Genomic DNA, 19,735 nt, shown 5'->3' with positions numbered 1-19,735 from the left:
GACATAGTACAGTAAAGGTAAGTTTTCTTCCTTATGTCAGAAAACTAATTTATTTTTTTAGGCTTGCTTTGCTAATCCAAAATTTTATATGTGCAAAAGTTGAAATATTAATTTAAATGGAGGTAAAATTATGAAAATCACTGAACTTTTAGAAGAAAATACAATAAAACTCAAATTAGATTCAAACACCAAATTAGAGGTAATAGACGAACTTATAAGTATACTCGATTCAGCTGAAAAATTAAACGATAAAGATGAATATAAAAAGCAAATACTTAAAAGAGAATCTGAGTTCTCTACAGGAATAGGAGAAGGTATAGCAATTCCCCATGCAAAAACAGCAGCCGTAAAAATTCCTTCCTTAGCTTTTGGAATAAAAAAAGAAGGATTAGACTACGAATCCTTAGATGGAACCGATGCCAAATTATTTTTTATGATAGCAGCAAGCGAAGGTGCTGATAATGAACATTTAGATACCCTTGCCAGATTATCCAGTATGCTTATGAATGAAGAATTCAAAAACAAACTTATAAATGCAAAGTCTAAAGATGAAGTATTAAATCTCATAGATAAACAGGAAGCTGAATATGTAAAATCTAAAAATCAAAGCACTGTATCTAAAGAAAACAATATAAGTGAATCCCCTAGTAAATTAGTATTAGCAGTTACAGCTTGTCCTACAGGTATAGCACATACATATATGGCAGCAGACGCTTTAAACAACAAAGCTAAAGATATGGGAATTGAAATTAAGGTAGAAACAAACGGATCTACTGGTGTGAAAAACAAGCTCACTGATGAAGACATACAAAAGGCAGATGGCATAATTGTAGCTGCAGATAAGCAAGTTGAAATGACAAGATTTAATGGCAAAAAATTAATCCAGGTATCCGTATCTGATGCAATTAAAGATCCTGAAGGACTTATAAATAAATCTTTGATGGATGATGTCCCTACATATCATTCAGATAAAAAAGTTGAAGAATCTAAATCAGATAAAAAGCAGCGAACAGGTTTTTATAAACATTTGATGAATGGTGTTTCAAATATGCTTCCCTTCGTCGTAGGTGGAGGTATACTTATAGCTATATCATTTATGTTTGGCATTAAAAGCTTTGATCCTAAAGATCCGTCTTTTAATGTTGTGGCCAAGCTATTACACGATATAGGCGGTACTTACGCATTCCCTCTCATGGTGCCTGTACTTGCTGGTTTTATTGGAATGAGTATAGCAGATAGACCTGGTTTTGCACCTGCTATGGTTGGTGGTTTTATAGCAGCTAATAATGGAGCTGGATTTTTAGGCGGATTAATTGCTGGATTTTTAGGTGGTTATGTTGTTATATTACTAAAGAAAGTCTTTTCTAGGCTGCCTGATTCACTTGAAGGTATAAAGCCTGTACTCTTATATCCGTTATTTGGAATATTAATTACTGGAGCTATAATGCTTTTGTTTATTGTAAATCCTGTAAAAGCTATAAATACAGCTCTAGAGCAGTGGCTTGGATCAATGGGAACAGCCAATAAAGTTATTTTAGGAATTATATTAGGTGGAATGATGGCTGTAGATATGGGAGGCCCTGTAAATAAAGCAGCTTATACTTTTGGAATAGCCATGATAGCTGCAGGTAAATTCACCCCTCATGCTGCAATAATGGCAGGGGGAATGGTTCCTCCTCTTGGAATTGCTATTGCTACTACATTTTTTAAACACAAATTTACAAGAGAAGAAAGGGATGCAGGCAAAACTTGTTATATAATGGGAGCTACTTTTATAACAGAAGGTGCTATACCCTTTGCAGCTTCAGATCCTGCAAGAGTAATTCCTGCATCTATAGTTGGAGCTTCTATTGCAGGAGGACTATCCATGATGTTCAACATAGGACTACCTGCTCCTCATGGCGGCATATTTGTAATACCAATAGTAAGTGGTAATCCACTCTTATACGTATTTGCTATATTAATAGGTTCTTTTGTAACTGCAGCCTTGCTTGGCTTTATGAAAAAACCTTTGGATGAAAAATTATAATTATTATTTCTTATAGAAAATGTTCCCAGGAATCTCCCAGGAACATTTTCTATTTTTTAAAATTAAATATTCTAATTTAGATTATTTACCAAGAGTTGCTAAAATAACAGCTTCTATATTTTTTCGTTTTGCATTAGGTGGAACACTGCAGCCTGAGTTCATAATAAAGCCATCATGATCTTTAAATAACTCTACAAGATCCTTAGCATACTTGTAACAGTCTTCAGGTGTACCAACTGATGTAAATGCCGGAGGCACATTGCCGGTAATACACATCTTGTCTCCAAGTATTTCTTTAATTTTTCGAATATCAGTTACATGATCAGGATCCCATATACATTGAGCTTTAGGAAACTCCCTAAAGTAAGGTAAAAATGCTTCCCAGTTACCGTCCATATGGAACCAAGTTTTTACATTATTTTGCTGCATTACAGGTACTAGCTTTTGATGATATGTGAAATAGAATTTTTCAAAAATCTTTGGCGATATAAAGTCACATCCGCAGCGGCTTCCACCTATGAATCCATATACACCAGGCATAGCTTTCATAGCTTTAACCGTATTTTTTAATTCTGCCTCTTCCATAACATCCAATGCCGCCCTAACTTTGTCAGGCATACGATATAAATCCCTAAAGAACTTGGACAATTTACGTGCACCACTTAAAGTTTCAAATGGTGCTATAGGTAATAATCCACCGGACATACCAACAGTTGTTTTTCCAAGAGATGCTACTCTTTTTTGAAGTTTTCCAGCATACTCCATATCCATTTGAGGAAGCTCTTCTGGATGATACCCAATTCTATTATAGAGTTCTTTCTTCATGTATTCCCAGCCTTTGTCTATAATTGTATCATAGTCTTCTTCCGTCATAGGTCCTTGTTCATCAATCTGCCATAATACATTATCACCTAATTCACGTCCAGGCACTTTCATCTTTGCAAACCACATAGCTGCAAAACTTTGCAGAAAAGTTTCCATAGGTATTCCTGTACATGTGGGAGCTGAATCCATTTCATCAAGTATAGGAAGTTCTGCAGCCTCTATAAGTTTTTCATCCACTAGTTCAGGTCTTCTCCAATAATCAGCAATAGTCATTGTAGGATCTATAAAATTGTAATACATCTGTCCAGAGAGAAATATTGGAATTCTATCTGTTTTCTCCATATTAAGTGCAGCCATAACCCTTTTATTACGTATTTCAGTCATTTCTTGTGGTATCATTTTATTACACCCCCATAATTTTTACATTTCATATACAATTAGTTGTTCATTATTTTTCATTTCAATTGCCTCTATTACAATTTTAGTTATTGACACATTTAATTTATTTTGAGTATAATTTATCTGAGTACTTTAACTGATATTATTAATTTAGAATAAGTCTGGCAGGATTTATACCAAATCGTATCAGTATGTACTCTTTTTTAATAACATTTGTATATAAAACACATCCCTATCTTTTATATTATTATCTTTTATATTATTTTCCACAAGTTGCAGAAAGCATAGCTTTTACATTTTCTACTTTAGCATTTGCAGGAAGCATACACCCTGCAGCCATAATAAATCCGTCAGGCCCAATTTCTTTCATAAGGCGCATACAGTAAGCATGTACATCATCTGGTGTACCTAACGTTAAAAGCGATGGAGAAACATCTCCCATAATGCACATATGACCATCTAAAACTTTTTTTGCCTTAAATATATCTGTTGTACTATCTGGCGAAAAGATGCACTTAGCTTTTGGGAGTTCCAAAAAGTAGTCTAGAAAACGATCCCAACACATGTCTAAATGGAGATATGCAAATGATCCTTCATCCACTACCACTTCAACTATCTTTTTAAGGTATGACCACATAAATCTGTCAAATAATTTTAATGATAAAAAATCTCCAGCTGCACGAGCTGCTCCAACAAACACTGTCAAAGGCTTAACCTCACGTATCTGTTGTCTTAAACTCTCCAAAGTATCTTCTAAAATTACATCAAGGGCAGCTTGTACTTTATCAGGCATCCTATATAGATCCCTCATAAATTTTGAGATGGAACGTGCTCCGCTTATAGTTTCAAAAGGAGGTAGAGCTACAGCTTCCGTTAAAATTGCATATCCCTCATCCACAATTTTTTTATTCAACTTAGGAGCAAGCGGAATAAAATATTCAATATCTTTATAAAGATTTCCCAACCTTTCCTTTATAAATTTCTGTGAAAAATAATTCCATCCTTTATCTATAATCGTATCATAATCTTCTTCTGTCATAAGACCTTTTTCATCGATTTGCCATAAATTATCACAAGGAAGTTCTCTACCTGGAAGCTTAGTTGGTGAAAGGTACACAGTGCCCATCATAGGTGGAAAGTCTGCTCCACCTTGTATGCAATCTACTACTCCAAGAGATTTTACCGCCTTCAAAATTAAGGAGTTTCCATATTCTACATTAGTAACCATATCCGATAATTTTCCACCTGCATATTTAACACAAAAGGCAGATGAATTCATAGAAAAAGGAGGTCTATCATTTTTTTGCAATGTTATAGCTGCCTTTATTCTATTTAATCGTTCACTATATAGTTCTTCTGCAGTTTTCATTTTATTATACCCCCATAGCTTTTTTACAGAAATCTACAGTTTGCTGTGCATCTTTACAAACTAAATCTGCACCCATATATTTTCCTGCATTTTCATCTACAGGTCCACCTCCAACAAGAATTTTTAAATCTTTTCTAAGTCCTGCATCTTCTATTTCCTTTATACACTGTTTTACATTGTCAAAACATGTAGTCAAAAGACAGGATATTCCTATTACCTTTGGTTTATATTGTTTTATAGCCTCAATGTACTTTGATGTAGGTACATCAACGCCTAAATCCTTTACATCAAAACCATTGCTCTTCATTACTGTAGTTACTATATTCTTTCCTATATCGTGTATATCATCGTAAATTGTTCCCATTACAAATATACCATTGCTTGATCCAGAGCACTCTCCCAATCCTCCAATAATTTCTGAAGCTTCATTAAAAACTTCTGCCGACATAATAAGTTCGGATAAAAAGTATTCCTTTTTTTCAAATCTGCTTCCTACAATTCCCATGCCTTCCTGTAGATCTGCTATTATATCTAATACCGGTGTTCCATTTTCCTTTTGTGCTTTTACCTCTGATAAAACCACATCTTCATCCAAATCTGCCATTGCATCAATTAGTTTTTTACTCATAACATTTCCCCCTTTAATATAAAGTAATTACTTGTTTAATAACAGAATAACATATATATTATGGGAATTCACCCTGCATAATGACTAAATATAGCATATTTATTTATACATTATGAGTATTTTCAATAATCATAATGACTAAATAAATATGCTTCCTTGAAATAAACAGTTTTATTATTTTAACTATTCATCACAAAGGAAGCATATATAAGTTTTAATTTTCTAATTTTTTACTCTAATTTTTTCTTGCTTTAATTTCTTCTTGCATCTTTTCAAGACTATCAGGTGTAATTTTATAAAGTAACACAATAAAAATCAATCCTACTATCATGATAATTGCTGGAATTAATGCCATTCCATTCTTTATACCTGATATTAATTGAGTTGTAGGCTTCATATTTGCAACATACCCTGCCCCCACAAGGACAGCTGTTATAATAACACTTCTTAAAAATATTGCAATTTTAATTGGGAAACTTATTAGTGACATAATAAATCCTCGTGCATTTTTTCCAGTTTTCCATTCACCATATTCCACAGTAGATGAATACATAGCAACACCTAATGCATCAGGAATTCCATATCCTAAATATGCTACAAACATCAACGCTATAAATGACATATAATTCATTGGCATTGCCCATACAATAAGTAATCCAACTATAAATATTACAAGTGATAAAATATAAGTATTTCTTTCTCCAATTTTTTTAGCCAGCGGATTTGTAATAACAGCACCAAAAAGACACATTATACTAAGACCTGTAAAAAATACAGTAACTACTGCCAAATTATTAACAACATATTTAAAATAATAAAATGCCATTCCAAAAATAATAAACCTTCCTAAATATCTTCCAAGTTCACCTAATAGCAATCCTATAAGAGGTGGATTTACTACTATTTGTTTTAGCATCTCACCTATAGACATTTTTTCTTCTGATTTACCTGTTTGAGTTGAAACTCCAGCATTTGCATAGTCTTTAGTCATAAAAAATAATATATAATAGCATCCCATCATAAGAATACCTGCAATTGCAACGGTAAAAGTATATCCACCTGCAGGATTGCCGATAGCTTTACCTATCATCAATATTAAAGGCATACTTAACAAAGAAAAGCAAATATTACCTAATGAATTAAACATACCTCTGTTTGATGCCATAGCAATTCTTTCTTCCCTTACTTCTGTCATAGAAGAGTTCATTGCTATATGTCCTGCATAAAAAATATTCCAAATTAAATGACTTACTATAAATCCTATTGAAATTATAACTGCATTTACCCCTGCAGAACCTATCTTGGAAAATTGTAAAATATAAAACAATACTGCAAAAGGAGGTCCTACTAATAGCCATGAACGATATTTCCCCCACTTCAGGTTGGTTTTTTCCAATATAACTCCTGCAGTAGGAACCCATACCAGATCAAATATACTTGTAATCATCAATACAGTGCCTGCTAGAGCTGCCGATATTTTTGCGTAATCAGTTAAGAATGCAGCGAAATAATATATTTCCACATTTACAAATAACTGAAATCCAAAAGATGGTACCCCATAAAAATTAATAATAGATTTTTTCAATTTTCTTTCCATAATATTCTCCTTTCATAATATATTTTAGAAAAGTATAAACCTTAGTTGAATTTATACTTTACTTGCCTATTGCAGCTGAAATTATAGCTTTTTTACAAAAATCTACAGTCTGCTGTGCATCTTTACAAACTAAATCTGCACCCATATATTTTCCTGCTGCCTCGTCTACAAGTCCTCCTCCAACAAGAATCTTTAAATCTTTTCAATGTATTTTGATGTAGGCACATCAACACCTAAATCCTTTACATCAAAACCATTGCTCTTCATTACCGTAGTTAATATGTGCCTTTAGCTCTGATAAAACCACATCTTCATCTAAGTCAGCCATTGCATTAACCAATTTTTCATTCATAACGCCTCCCCTTTAATAGAATTAAACATTTATGTTAACTTATACTAATAATAGCATATCATGTATATTTTCATAATTCAACTTACATAGTGTTTAAATTTATCATATTTATTTATACATTGTGAATATTTCTATTATATACTATTTTCAGTAAATTGTAAAAATAGAATATATAATAAGAGGAACTATTAAAAATAGTCCCTTATTCAATCAATATCAATCCATAACAATTTAATTCATTTTTGCTTTCACTTTTTTCACCTTTCAATACCTCTATAGGGAAACCGCTTTCCCTTACAGTTGCAAATACATCTATACCACAAGCTTCCATAGAAGGTCTGGCTTCCTGTGGATGTGCACAATGTTCCATATTGCATTTCTCACACAATCTGCAAGGCCCTGCACCAAATCCAAATGCCTTATAATAACCTGAAAGGAAAATTTCATTTTCTAATTTATTTATAATTTTTGTAGTAGCTACAAGATCTGATTTAGATTGCACTATCAATCCAGTACTATAACAATCGATTATATTTTGAGTTTCCTTATAAGAAGGAGTCTTGGGAGGACAACAATAACTTGTATTATAATTTTTACAACCATACCTACACTTTAATATTGTCCATGCCCCTGTTTTTATAGTATCTGTACTTATTATTTTAGCATTATAGGCCCCAAGTTCCTTTGCTTTTTCTACATATTTTGTCATGTCATTTTTCATTTCAAATTTCCCCTTTTCCACAAATATAATTTTTACATATATAAATTATAACATTTCACAATTAGTGTGGTTAATTTATCCTAATATCTGATGCTGCTTTTTTGCATAAAATGCTTTTAAAAATTCATATTTAAAATTTTTATGTACATTCTTATGTGTAAGTTAGTTCCATATTCTTAGCCATGTACTTTAAAATTATATAATAATTTAAAATTTACTTAGAATGTGATATTATACTTATATGACATTCTACTAATTTAAAAATTCATAAATTAGTTTTAACAAAACTTAAATTATAAGAAGGAGAATTTATATGAAGTACTATTCACTTATGGCTATCGGGCTGTATTTACTTATTTTGCTCTTGATAGGCTATTATTCTTACAGGAAAACCCACGACATTTCAGACTATATGCTTGGGAGTAGAAGTCTAAGTCCTATGGTTACAGCATTATCTGCTGGTGCAAGCGATATGAGCGGTTGGATGCTTATGGGTCTTCCTGGTGCTGTATATACTACAGGTATCTCCAGTATGTGGCTTGGAATTGGTTTAACTATAGGAGCTTATTTCAATTATCTCTTATTAGCACCACGTTTTAGAATTTATACAGAAGTCTCAAATGACTCTTTAACTGTGCCAGATTATTTACAAAACAGATTTAAAGATAATGCTAATATGCTGAGGCTTGTATCCGGAATAATAATTCTCGTTTTCTTCACTTTATACGTTTCTTCAGGTATCGTAGCCGGCGGAAAATTATTTAGGGACATTTTTGGATTTACATATACATCAGGAGTAATAGTTACACTGTCCATAGTTGTAATATATACATATTTTGGTGGCTTTTTAGCAGTAAGTCTCACTGACTTTTTCCAGGGAAGTCTTATGTTTGTAGTTCTCGTCATGGTACCTGTAGTTGCATACATGAATATAGGGGTAGATCCTGGAACTTTTGTAAGTAAAGTAAAACATATCAATCCAGCACTATTTGACATACTTAGAGGAACAAGTTTTTCTACTATTATTGGATTTTTAGCTTGGGGACTTGGTTACTTTGGACAACCTCATATTATTGTACGTTTTATGGCAATAAAATCTGCAAAAGAATTAAAATCTGCAAGAAGAATAGGTATAAGCTGGATGGCTATTGGCCTTTTAGGTGCAATAAGCAGTGGACTTATAGGTCTTGTATATTTTACAATGCACAATCAACCTCTAAAAGATCCTGAAATGGTATTTTTGCGTCTTGGTGATATATTATTCCATCCATTTATTACAGGTATAATACTATCTGCAGTGCTTGCTACTATTATGAGTACTATTTCTTCCCAACTTTTAGTTTGCTCCAGCTCTATTACAAAAGATTTTTATCTTACATTTTTAAATAAGAAAGCACCTGAGCACACTCAGGTATTTATAGGAAGAATATCTGTACTTGTAGTTGCAGCTGTTGCAGTTTTATTTGCTTATGTTCCAAATAAAACTATCTTAAGTATAGTAGGACAGGCATGGGCAGGTTTTGGTTCCGCTTTTGGTCCAACTCTTTTAATAAGTCTCTACTGGAAGAGAATGACAAAATGGGGAGCTTTGTCTGGAATGGTTGTAGGAGGACTAACAGTTATAATATGGATTGTATCAGGGTTATCTGCTCATTTATATGAGATGATTCCTGGCTTTACCTTATCTCTCATATCCATCGTAGTTGTAAGTCTTTTGACTAAAAAACCTGATGAAGCTGTAAATAAGGAATTTGAATCTATGGAAGAAAAGTTGAACTTGATGTAATTATTTAAATATTAAAAATGCTGTTTTCAAAAAACAGCATTTTTAATTTAACTTTAATTCTTTTTAAATGTTGTAAATTTAATACTCATCCACCCAAAAATCAATCCGATGAAATTTGCTCCTGTAATCCAAATTGCTGCATTAAGCAGAGCAGGCATTCCTTTAATTGTCATATACGCTCCTGCACCATAACCTATGAACATACATGAATAAGCATTAAAAGACATAAGAGAAATATTCAATGCAGATATTTTTAGTGATATCATTAACAAAAATACTGTAATAAAAACTGAAACTATGGTAGCTGCCATAGCTGGCATAAATCCCGTAAATATATTGATAAGGACAAATGCTAAAATTGCAAGTACTGATCCTGTAATCATCGGTGGTATTCCCTTTGCAATAAGGTCTGGAGTTGCCCCTAAAGTAAAGTACCATGCCCAGCCTATAAACAAAGCCCAAACAGGAACTTTTATATACATAAAAAGACATGATACTGCTGCTAGAACTGCTACCGATACATCTAATGCTTCAATTTTTTTCATCTCTACTCCACCTCCTATGTTTGTCCAAAGTATCCATTCAGGTTTGTAACTGTTACACCACTGTTTTCTAATGATTCCCTCACCGCAGTTGCCACCATAGTAGCATTAGGTGAATCACCATGAATACATACTGTGCATCCATTAACATCAATTAGTTTTCCATCAATTGTATCAATTTTTCCTTCTTTTGCAACCTTAACGGCCCTATCAGCTACTTCCTCTGGAGAACGTGCTTTCTTTACTCTTTCAAGCATCCAGTTTCCATTTTTATCATAGCCAAGGTCAATCAATACCTCTGGTGCTGTCTTCAAGCCTCTCTTTTCTGCACGTTTTAAAGCCTCGCATTCTGTATGAAGCATAATATAAAGATCCTTATTATATTCCTCAATAGTATCGAGAAAAGTATCAATATATTTCTCCTGCTCACCAACCATTCGGTATAATATTCCATGAGGCTTTACATGCTGCATTTTAAGGCCCTGCAATTTTAAAAATGCATCCATTGCTCCTAACTGATATAACATATCGGATCTAAGTTCTTCAACTGAAATATCCATCTGTCTTCTTCCAAATCCCTGCCTATCAGGAAGACCTATATGTGCACCTATTGCTACTCCATACTTTTTTGCCCATTTTATGGTACGTTCCAAAACAAGTGGATCGCCGGCATGAAAGCATGTTGCAATATTTGCAGATGTTACATAAGGCATAAGTGCTTCATCGTCTCCAAGAACATAACGTCCGAAGCTTTCACCCATATCAACATTAATATCTATCTTCATACTGATTCACCTCCATTAAACTTCTAAAATAATCATAGGAGATCCTATATCCATTTCATCCCATTCAGCAACAAGAACTTTCTTTACTACACCTGCTTTTTCTGTCTGGCAGCTCATTTCTGTTTTCATACAGTTAATAACTGCAAGCTCCTGTCCTTCTTCAACCTTGTCACCAACATTTACTACTACTCGAGCTACAAGCCCAGGCATATGTGCTTTTAATGTATATTCCATAATCTTATCCTCCATTTTCCTATTTTTGTTTTTATTAACCAATTACTAAATCAACTGATTCAAACATTGCTTCTCTTTCTTTACGTGCTTTTATTGCATCTTCTACAGTAACCAGCTTAAGTTTTACTTTATCTCTTGCAGGTATCCCCTGGCCAATTTTCCACAAATCTACATTAATAACATTTGCAACACATACAAAACCACCTAATGTAGGCCCATCTGCTATAAGCAGAGAAGGGGTATTTCCAGTTACATTAACTGCACCACGCATATTGTAACCATGATCAACAATATTTGAAGGATGGCTTCCGCCTTTTCCACCATCCTCACGTGCCCAAAAATAATCTGGTACTTCCTGCAAACGATAAGCAGCTCTGTTTGCATTATGTGAGATTTTCATTGGCGTACTAAACAAATAATCCATTCCACTTTCCGTTACGTAGTCAGGTACTGAATTAGGTCCTGGAATAGTTCTTAATTCCCATTCATTCACGTATTCAGGTATATACTTAGGATTTAATTTTTTACCAACAATTCTTGAAACATCTTTTTTATTCACCTTTATAACATCATCTTTTGCAAGCTTGCGCCCTTCAAAACCGCCATAGCTTCCAAAAAGACAAGTTGATTTGCTTCCAAGATATTCTGGCACATCAATTCCTCCTGCTATACACACATAAGCTCTGAAACCAGCTTGTCCAAAGTGTGAAAATTTAAGTATATCACCTGCTTTAACTGCAATTGCCTTCCACATTGGTACAACACTTTCATTAATTGTAGGGCTCATGTCACTTCCTGTTATTGCAATAACTCCGTCTTCTACAATTTCAAACTGGCAATAACCACCAGCAATTTCTAGAGCTGCGTCACCTTTTTTGTTTCCTAAAATTAAGTTTCCAAGCTGTAATGCAAGGTTGTCCATTGCGCCTGCGGCAGCCATTCCAAGTCCCATGTATCCAAGTCTTCCTGGCCAATCTTCTACCAAAACTTCAATTCCACCGTTTATAACTTTAATCATATTTTTTACCTCCTTCTTATATTATTTATTAGAGCTTAGGTGCTATTTTGGAGCCTTGTTCCTGGCGCTTCGCAAATTCTTTGGCACCTTTAACGACTTCTGGTTTTTCAAGGAATTCCAGATAATCCTTAACAACAATTTGGCTTTCCTGAATATCATATACATAATCTGTTTTTTCATGAACATGATCATATATATCTAATATTTCTTTTTCTGAAACTTCTACAAATTTTATGCGATCCCCTGATGGACGATATAAAAATGGTCCGTCTTTAAATTGTGGATGTTTCATTGATAACTGAAATGTAGGAATAGTACGTCCAAATAATTGATATCCACCACCAGTTGCTGTAGTGTAAGTAAATAGACAGGCTCCACCAATACCAACTGCTCCTTCTGGAGTCCATATACGGGGAGGATTGTATTTTGGTACAATCATTTTGCACCTTGGATCCATTGGCCAGAAAAATCCACCGCCCGGCCAGAAACCGCATCCGCTGTTATACCAATAAGTATCTAATAACATATGTTTAATATCATCTACAGTGCATCCATTACATAGAGCCATATAATCAAGATTATATCCATCCTTGCAGTTTGGTGCATCAGGACGAATCTGTTTTAAATACATTTCAACTGCCTTTTTAGTCTGGCTATCTTCAAAAGCAATTGGCAGCGTAATGATTCTTGAATCAATTACCATATCATCAACACCAGCAATAGATTCTTCTGCATCTTTAATTTTGTCAATAAGTTCTTGTGGGGAAATAATGGTAGGATCAAAATGTATCATATTTGCTCTTAAACTTGGTAATGTCTCAATTAATCCCTTGATATTCATTTTCTTAACCTTTGAATCTACTGCCAGAATTCTAAAGGAATCCAGCAGTTCCACCCTCTGTTCATAACCATATTCCACTTGAATAAAGCCATCACCTGCCTGACGGAATAATATTTCAATTCTGTCGCCTTTAGCAGGAAGAGTATCAATAATAACATCATACTTGCTCATACTTTTTCCTCCCTTTTCACATTTAATTATTTGATTCAATTGTGTAATTTATAATAGAAAAGTAACTTACTTTTGCATACACTTATAAATTGCTTTTTCAAAAATATCTAATCCTGCTTCAAGCTGCTTATCTGTAATTACAAGTGGTGCTAAAAAGCGGATAACATTTCCATAAACACCCGAGTTCTCAATCATAAGTCCATTTTGGGCTGCTTCTTGAATAACTGCTGATACAATTTCAGGATTTGGATCTTTCTTTTCTTTGTTTTTTACAAATTCTATTCCAACCATTCCGCCGAGTCCTCTTACATCTCCAACAATCTCATATTTTTCTTTCCATTCCATATAGCGTTTCATTACTTTCTTACCTATTTCCATAGAACGGTCAGCCAAATTATCTCTTTCCATAATTTCTATCACTTTTAATGCTGCTGCACATGCCACTGCATTTCCACAAAAAGTTCCTCCAATTGTTCCAGGTCTTACTGCCTCCATAATCTCTTCCCTTGCTGTTATTGCGCTTAATGGCATACCAGCTGCAATAGATTTTGCAGTTGCTATTATATCTGGAGCTGCTCCTGCTTCCTTCCAATATTCAGAAGCAAACATTTTACCTGTACGGCAAAACCCGCATTGTACCTCATCTGCAATGAGCAATATATCATATTTATCACAAATAGTTCTTACTGCTTTAACCCATTCAATCGGAGCTGGAATAAATCCGCCTTCACCCTGAAGTGGTTCTACTACTATAGCTGCTACATACTCTGGTGGTGAAGCTTGATCAAATACTTTTTTAATGCTTTCTATATAATAATTAATGGTTTCACTTTCTGGCATTCCTTCAGGTCTTCTATATAAATATGGGAATTCTGCACGGTATACACCGTCTGGAAAAGGTCCCATTCCATAGGCATAAGATTTTTTCGATGTCATTGCCATGGTCATAACTGTACGTCCATGAAATGCTCCTGAGAATACAATTATATTTGGTCTCTTTGTAAAAGCTTTTGCTATTTTTACTGCATTTTCATCAGCCTCTGCTCCACTATTTGCGAAAAACGTTTTTTTATTTTCTCCCTTTACAGGAACAATGGAATTCATTTTTTCTGCCAACTTAACATATCCTTTATGCGTAACAATATTAAACATACCATGAAAATATTTCTCTGATTGTTCTTTCACAGCTTCAACCACTTCTGGATGGGAAAATCCAATGTTTAGTACGCCTACCCCCCCAGTCCAATCAAGAAAATAATTCCCATCAACATCCTCAATCACCGCACCTTCTGCCCTTTTTATTACAACAGGATATACACATTTAATTGCGGAAGGTACTGCATCTTTTCTTCTTCGTATTACTTCTGCCGCTTTCGATCCCGGAACTTGATCAGTTATTATTTTAGGTAATTCTTCCTTTAACATTTTTAAGCCTCCTTAACTGGCAACTAATTCTTTAAACATGGCATTTTGTATTAAATTATTTAATTGTTAAATTGTCAATTTCAAATTATGTAAACTGTTACAATGTTTTGTGGCTATTTTTGCAAGAATCAAAATAATAAATTTCAAAATAAAAATTAAAAGTGTAATATTTACTTTTTTTCATCAATATTGAATAATTAAATACTACAATATTTCATTTTGTATAACAATAGCATATGAACACAAACTTTATTTGTCTAATTTGTGCTGAGTATACATAAGGCGCATGTATAAAGCTTTTCCATATCTTTTTTTCTTTGATCTCGTATATTTTTTAAATAAAATATCATAAATTGCATGATAAATTATTAAAAAAATCAATTTTATATTTATGATTTGTTAATTTTAGAGGTATGTATTTGAAAATTATTGTTAGTTATAATTACCATTTATCAATAAAATTACTATTAAGGAAAATACTTAAATTGAAGAATTGAATTTAACAAAATATTTATCTTATACATCTTTTACCATAATATAACAAGAACTATCTCATCCATATTTTAATATTGATAAGATAGTTCTATATTTTATCCGATGACTACCTGCTCTAATACTCTCACATACTCTGTGAAAGCGACTGTCACCAAATCAAAGAATTTGGGACATCTGCTTTTCTCTAAGTGTACGTTGCGAGTATCTACGTCCCTGGATAACGATTTTTCCTAAAGGGTAACGCCTTCTAAGTGCTGAAGCATTAAGAATCCTGTTAATAAGCATCATGTGGAGTAAAAACTCCATCTGATGCCAAGAACTCTGTTTATCATGCATTTACAATCTCAGATATTCTTTAATATAAAAGGCCATCCTTAAATTAAACTTATCCTCCGTTGAGGTTAAATCTTTTTTTAAAAGATCATGTATTTTCTTCATGCGATAATTGATGGTATTGCGATGGTTATATAGGAAATTTGCAGTTTCCTGAATGCTGCCATCAAAATCCAAATATACTTTCAGAGTTTTTAGCAGTTGGGTGTTATTCTTCCTGTCATAATCTATTATGGGATCAAGCATTTCAAAATATATATTTCGTAGTAATTCTTTGTTAGATACAGAACTCAGTATGCGAAATATACCAAGATCATCAAAATACACACAGTCCTTATTCGAAGCTTTAGCTGTTTCTAAAGCATAGGAAGCAGTAGAGTAGCTAAAATAAAGTTTTGATAATGAAGAAACTTTTTCACCTATTCCTATTTGAGGTCTCAATATTGATGAGTTTAAAGCTATTTCATTATCAATTATTTCAAAATAGTTTTTCATAAGATTATTTAGTAATTTTTTTGAGCATTCCTGCAGAATTAAAATATAATAGTTATTTTTTAAAAATATATGATATTTTATCGACAAGAGATTAATACAATTTTGTAATTTCAACGGCGAACTAATATTAGTTATTTTAGCTGCATAATAAGAAGATTCTGTAGGATAACCATTTGAATTTAAAAGAGGAATATAATTTTTAACATTTTGTGAATCGAATATTACATTGTAAAACAGCTTAGACAAAGTATTTTCCAGGTATTTATCCATAAATATCTTATTACAGTAATCTTGCATAATATCAGAAATGTGTATCTTCCAAGGCATTATAAAAAGAGGGAAATTTTCTGAATTACACAGTTCAATAACTTCTCTAGAAATATCCTTAATAAGAATATATTTATCAGTATTTATTAACAAGCCGCTGCACTTTCGGTAAATTAATTCTCTAATTAATTCATAAAGCCAGCTTATTTTTGTTCCAGCTGACAAACCAGTAGTAATAACTAATTCATTTCCTCTTAGAAAATCTGCATTTTCTATATCTTCAGCAAGGTACACCCAGGTTATATCATTTATGAGGCCTTTTTCCCCTGCGATTAACTTGATCTTATATATTTCTTTTGAAGATGAATAAAATTCGGATAAAAGATAACTCATATTTTGACTCCCTTTTATAATTTTAAATTGATTTTTTAATAGTATATCATAAATTTTTTTATTTGTTTTGTACTCACAGCATAAAAAAATCAGGAAAATTTGTGTTTGTTTACTGTTGTCATAAAATTTAAAATATGCTATAGTTTAATCTAACAAGGACATGGCAATGTATCTGTTATAGTTATTTTTGCCATGTCCTTGTTTTTTATCTGCATAATTTGTAAACTGTTATCTCCCACTTTGATAGAAGTTGGAGTGTTACAGTAGGTAGCCATCAGATAAATGGTTATTGTAAAACTTAATTAATAAAACAATAATTTATTGAAAAGGAGAGCTAACATGATAAAAAAAATTTTAATTGCAAATCGCGGTGAAATTGTAAACAGGATTATTCATACATGTAATAAACTTAACATTGAAACTGTTGTTGTATACTCAGACGCTGATAAAAATGCTGATTACATTAACAAAGCTGCAGAAAGCTATAATATCGGCCCTTCCGCACCTGTTAAAAGTTACTTAAATATTGATGCACTTGTAGATGTTATTAAGAAATCAGGGGCAGATGCAGTACATCCTGGATATGGATTTTTATCAGAGGCAGCATCATTTGCTAATGCAGTTACTGCTGCAGGTGCAAAATGGATCGGACCTGACCCTTCAATTCTAGAAAACATCGAATCCAAATGTTATTGTCGTATTATTGCTAATAAATTAGGAGTTCCTGTTACACCAGGAACAATTAAGCCGATTTCCAGTATAAAAGAAATTTACGATACTGCAGAAAAAGTCGGATTACCTATTTTACTTAAACTGGACAAAGGCGGCGGAGGTAAAGGAATAGAAAAAATCACTTATTTTGAATCTGAAAAAGTCACACAGGCTATTTTCGAAAGCATGCAGAGAATAGGAAATATGGCATTTGCAAGTGGAGATATTTACATTGAAAAAGCAGTACTATCTCCTAGACACATAGAAGTACAGTTTATAGCAGACGACTATGGAAATGTAGTCTGCTTAGGAGAAAGAGAATGTTCTATTCAGAGAAGATATCAGAAGATTATTGAGGAATCACCGTCAACTGTAGTTACTGAAGAAGACAGAAAGAAACTTTATTCATATACACAAAAGATAATCAAGGAAATGAAATATTCCGGAGCAGGTACCATTGAATATTTAAGGGGTGCTGATGGAAACTATTATTTTATGGAAATAAATGCAAGGCTTCAAGTAGAACATCCAGTATCCGAATATGTTGTAAATATGGATTTAGTAGAAAATCAGATTCATGTTGCAAACGGAGAAAAATTGCCATTCAAGCAGGAAGATATTAAACTAAAAGGCCACAGTATTGAATGCCGTATTTATGCAGAAGATCCCAAAACCTTTAAACCTTCGCCAGGTACAATTACAACTTTATCTTTTCCTGATGCCTCGGATGGAACTGTTCGTATAGAGCATGCTATTCACGAAGGATACAAGATTTCTCCATTTTATGATCCTATGCTCTGTAAACTTGTTGTTTGGGAAAAAGATAGAACTACCTGCATTGCCAATATGATAAAAGCATTGAAAAACTTTAAGCTAGACGGAGTTTCCACAACCATAAATACTAATATTACAATAATGCGAAATAAAAGTTTTGTCTCCGGCAACTTTACCACAGCTTTTCTAGAAAATGAAAAGGTAAATATCGGATTAGAGAATTATGTAATAACTATTTCTCGCCAATTCGGGAGCCTGGGGCGTCCCATTGCTAAAAAAATGGCTGAATTGTTAGGTGTTGAATACTACGACAGGGATATCGTAGAAGAAGCTGCAAAGAAGATGAATTTGCCTGTATCTACTATTGACAGTGGAGAAGAAATAGATAAAAATGAATATAAAAAAATGAAATTTCCACTAGGAACTAGTTCAGAAAAGATACAGGAAGAAATATTTGAAGCCCAAAAGAAAATCATTTGTGATCTGGCAGATAAATCATCCTGTATATTTGTAGGAAGGTGTTCTGACTATATTTTAAGAAATCATTCAAATCATTTCAGCATATTTATCTATGCTCCATATGAGATACGAAAGGAAAATTGTATCAATATACTTCATATAAATCCGGACGAAGCAGATAAGCTGATTAAAGAAGTTGATGAAGCACGTCAGCTATACAGCCTAAGTTATGCAAAATCATACAGTGATAATGTACTTTACAAGGACATTTTAATTAACAGCAGCCTATTCGGCGGAGTTGATGAAACAGCAAAGGTATTAGTTAATATGATTAGAAAGAAATTTAATCTTGCTTAATAAAAATGGAGGTATAGATTGTTTTTACACAAATCTATACCCATTCCCTTTCATATTTAATATTCGTACAATTTCGCATCAATATATAGTGTTTATCAACTTATACGCATTCTTCCGATATATCACCTTCTATACTGCTGATAATTACAACTTGATCTGGTAAATCTTCAATTTCAATTTTAATTTCTGTAGATTCGTCTACTATGTCTTCATTACAACTTTTCAGGTACTCATAAAGATTACAAGAATTAATATAACTGTTTTCATTTACATTCACAGTTAATTTGTTTACTCTTGAAAATTTTTTTGATTTACAGCATTCTATTAAGCCTTGGGATATCTTACTCAATAATATGGTATTATCCATGTCCGTGTCCCTCCTCTAAATTTAATTTTCATACCACCCTTATGGCATTTCATCTATAATTTTAAATAAGTTCTTTACTTCAAATATTAATTTTGTATTCCCATCTTTTAAAATATAATTTGTCTATATTAAGTATATAATTTTTATTTGCTAATATTCCTATTTATAAGTAATATTAGCAAATAAAAAAATACCTCTTTGCCTTTAATATAGTGATTCTAATTGAAATTTTAACTTATACATAAAATATACTAACAAAATGGAAATCACACTTAAAAACTTTTTTTATAAGTCTTAGTGAGGTATTTTAGAAAATTTTAGAAGCTTATATATGTCTGAGGTACGAGTTTATATAAGCTTCT

16 protein-coding genes are annotated in these 19,735 nt (G+C 32.8%); 3 read left to right on the top strand and 13 right to left on the bottom strand.

Annotated elements, in window-relative coordinates; genetic code table 11:
- The first annotated feature begins 130 nt into the window (after positions 1 to 130).
- Complete coding sequence (locus B5S50_RS00170; protein WP_217302790.1) at positions 131 to 2,029, top strand: PTS fructose transporter subunit IIABC; 1,899 nt, start codon at positions 131 to 133, stop codon at positions 2,027 to 2,029.
- A gap of 81 nt (positions 2,030 to 2,110) precedes the next feature.
- Here B5S50_RS00170 and B5S50_RS00165 read toward each other — a convergent pair whose 3' ends face one another.
- The 5 genes from B5S50_RS00165 to B5S50_RS00140 form a co-directional block, all read right to left on the bottom strand.
- Entirely contained in the window at positions 2,111 to 3,253 is a 1,143-nt protein-coding gene (locus B5S50_RS00165; protein WP_217302783.1) for a uroporphyrinogen decarboxylase family protein, read from the bottom strand.
- Positions 3,254 to 3,512: 259 nt separating this feature from the next.
- On the bottom strand, positions 3,513 to 4,622 hold the full coding sequence (locus B5S50_RS00160; RefSeq protein WP_217302789.1) for a uroporphyrinogen decarboxylase family protein: 1,110 nt from the start codon (positions 4,620 to 4,622) through the stop codon (positions 3,513 to 3,515).
- 4 nt (positions 4,623 to 4,626) lie between these two features.
- Positions 4,627 to 5,250: a B12-binding domain-containing protein gene (locus B5S50_RS00155; protein ID WP_217302788.1), complete on the bottom strand. Its 624-nt coding sequence runs from the start codon at positions 5,248 to 5,250 to the stop codon at positions 4,627 to 4,629.
- Positions 5,251 to 5,485: 235 nt separating this feature from the next.
- Positions 5,486 to 6,847: an MFS transporter gene (locus B5S50_RS00150; protein ID WP_217302787.1), complete on the bottom strand. Its 1,362-nt coding sequence runs from the start codon at positions 6,845 to 6,847 to the stop codon at positions 5,486 to 5,488.
- Positions 6,848 to 7,401: 554 nt separating this feature from the next.
- Positions 7,402 to 7,920 (bottom strand): DUF2284 domain-containing protein, encoded by a 519-nt coding sequence (locus B5S50_RS00140; protein WP_217302781.1) that lies wholly within the window; start codon positions 7,918 to 7,920, stop codon positions 7,402 to 7,404.
- Positions 7,921 to 8,233: 313 nt separating this feature from the next.
- Between B5S50_RS00140 and putP the strand changes: the two genes are divergently transcribed.
- Complete coding sequence (putP, locus tag B5S50_RS00135) at positions 8,234 to 9,706, top strand: sodium/proline symporter PutP (RefSeq protein WP_217302780.1); 1,473 nt, start codon at positions 8,234 to 8,236, stop codon at positions 9,704 to 9,706.
- A gap of 53 nt (positions 9,707 to 9,759) precedes the next feature.
- Here putP and B5S50_RS00130 read toward each other — a convergent pair whose 3' ends face one another.
- The 7 genes from B5S50_RS00130 to B5S50_RS00100 all read right to left on the bottom strand — a co-directional run bounded on the left by B5S50_RS00130 (position 9,760) and on the right by B5S50_RS00100 (position 16,705).
- On the bottom strand, positions 9,760 to 10,251 hold the full coding sequence (locus B5S50_RS00130) for a DUF1097 domain-containing protein (protein WP_013238705.1): 492 nt from the start codon (positions 10,249 to 10,251) through the stop codon (positions 9,760 to 9,762).
- Positions 10,252 to 10,265: 14 nt separating this feature from the next.
- Positions 10,266 to 11,033 carry a 5-oxoprolinase subunit PxpA gene (locus B5S50_RS00125; protein ID WP_217302779.1) on the bottom strand — a complete coding sequence of 256 codons (768 nt, stop codon included), beginning with the start codon at positions 11,031 to 11,033 and terminating at the stop codon, positions 10,266 to 10,268.
- 15 nt (positions 11,034 to 11,048) lie between these two features.
- On the bottom strand, positions 11,049 to 11,267 hold the full coding sequence (locus B5S50_RS00120) for an acetyl-CoA carboxylase biotin carboxyl carrier protein subunit (RefSeq protein ID WP_013238703.1): 219 nt from the start codon (positions 11,265 to 11,267) through the stop codon (positions 11,049 to 11,051).
- A gap of 34 nt (positions 11,268 to 11,301) precedes the next feature.
- Complete coding sequence (locus tag B5S50_RS00115; protein ID WP_217302778.1) at positions 11,302 to 12,285, bottom strand: biotin-dependent carboxyltransferase family protein; 984 nt, start codon at positions 12,283 to 12,285, stop codon at positions 11,302 to 11,304.
- A 28-nt stretch (positions 12,286 to 12,313) separates the two neighbouring features.
- Positions 12,314 to 13,297 carry an allophanate hydrolase subunit 1 gene (locus B5S50_RS00110; RefSeq protein WP_217302777.1) on the bottom strand — a complete coding sequence of 328 codons (984 nt, stop codon included), beginning with the start codon at positions 13,295 to 13,297 and terminating at the stop codon, positions 12,314 to 12,316.
- Between the two features lie 66 nt (positions 13,298 to 13,363).
- Entirely contained in the window at positions 13,364 to 14,722 is a 1,359-nt protein-coding gene (locus B5S50_RS00105; RefSeq protein ID WP_217302776.1) for an aspartate aminotransferase family protein, read from the bottom strand.
- A gap of 831 nt (positions 14,723 to 15,553) precedes the next feature.
- Entirely contained in the window at positions 15,554 to 16,705 is a 1,152-nt protein-coding gene (locus B5S50_RS00100) for a PucR family transcriptional regulator (RefSeq protein ID WP_217302775.1), read from the bottom strand.
- Positions 16,706 to 17,044: 339 nt separating this feature from the next.
- On the opposite strand from B5S50_RS00100, the gene B5S50_RS00095 reads away from it, so the two are divergent.
- A complete protein-coding gene (locus B5S50_RS00095) occupies positions 17,045 to 19,006 on the top strand; it encodes a cytidylate kinase family protein (RefSeq protein ID WP_217302774.1) in 1,962 nt (653 codons plus the stop codon).
- 100 nt (positions 19,007 to 19,106) lie between these two features.
- Here the strand turns inward: B5S50_RS00095 and B5S50_RS00090 are convergent, their stop codons facing one another.
- Positions 19,107 to 19,373, bottom strand: a complete 267-nt coding sequence (locus tag B5S50_RS00090) for a hypothetical protein (protein WP_217302773.1) — start codon at positions 19,371 to 19,373, stop codon at positions 19,107 to 19,109.
- Positions 19,374 to 19,735 lie beyond the last annotated feature (362 nt).

Origin of the sequence: Clostridium sp. 001, from assembly GCF_019056555.1 — a bacterium.
Taxonomy (GTDB): domain Bacteria; phylum Bacillota; class Clostridia; order Clostridiales; family Clostridiaceae; genus Clostridium_B; species Clostridium_B ragsdalei.
This window is presented reverse-complemented; position numbering and strand designations above follow the sequence as displayed.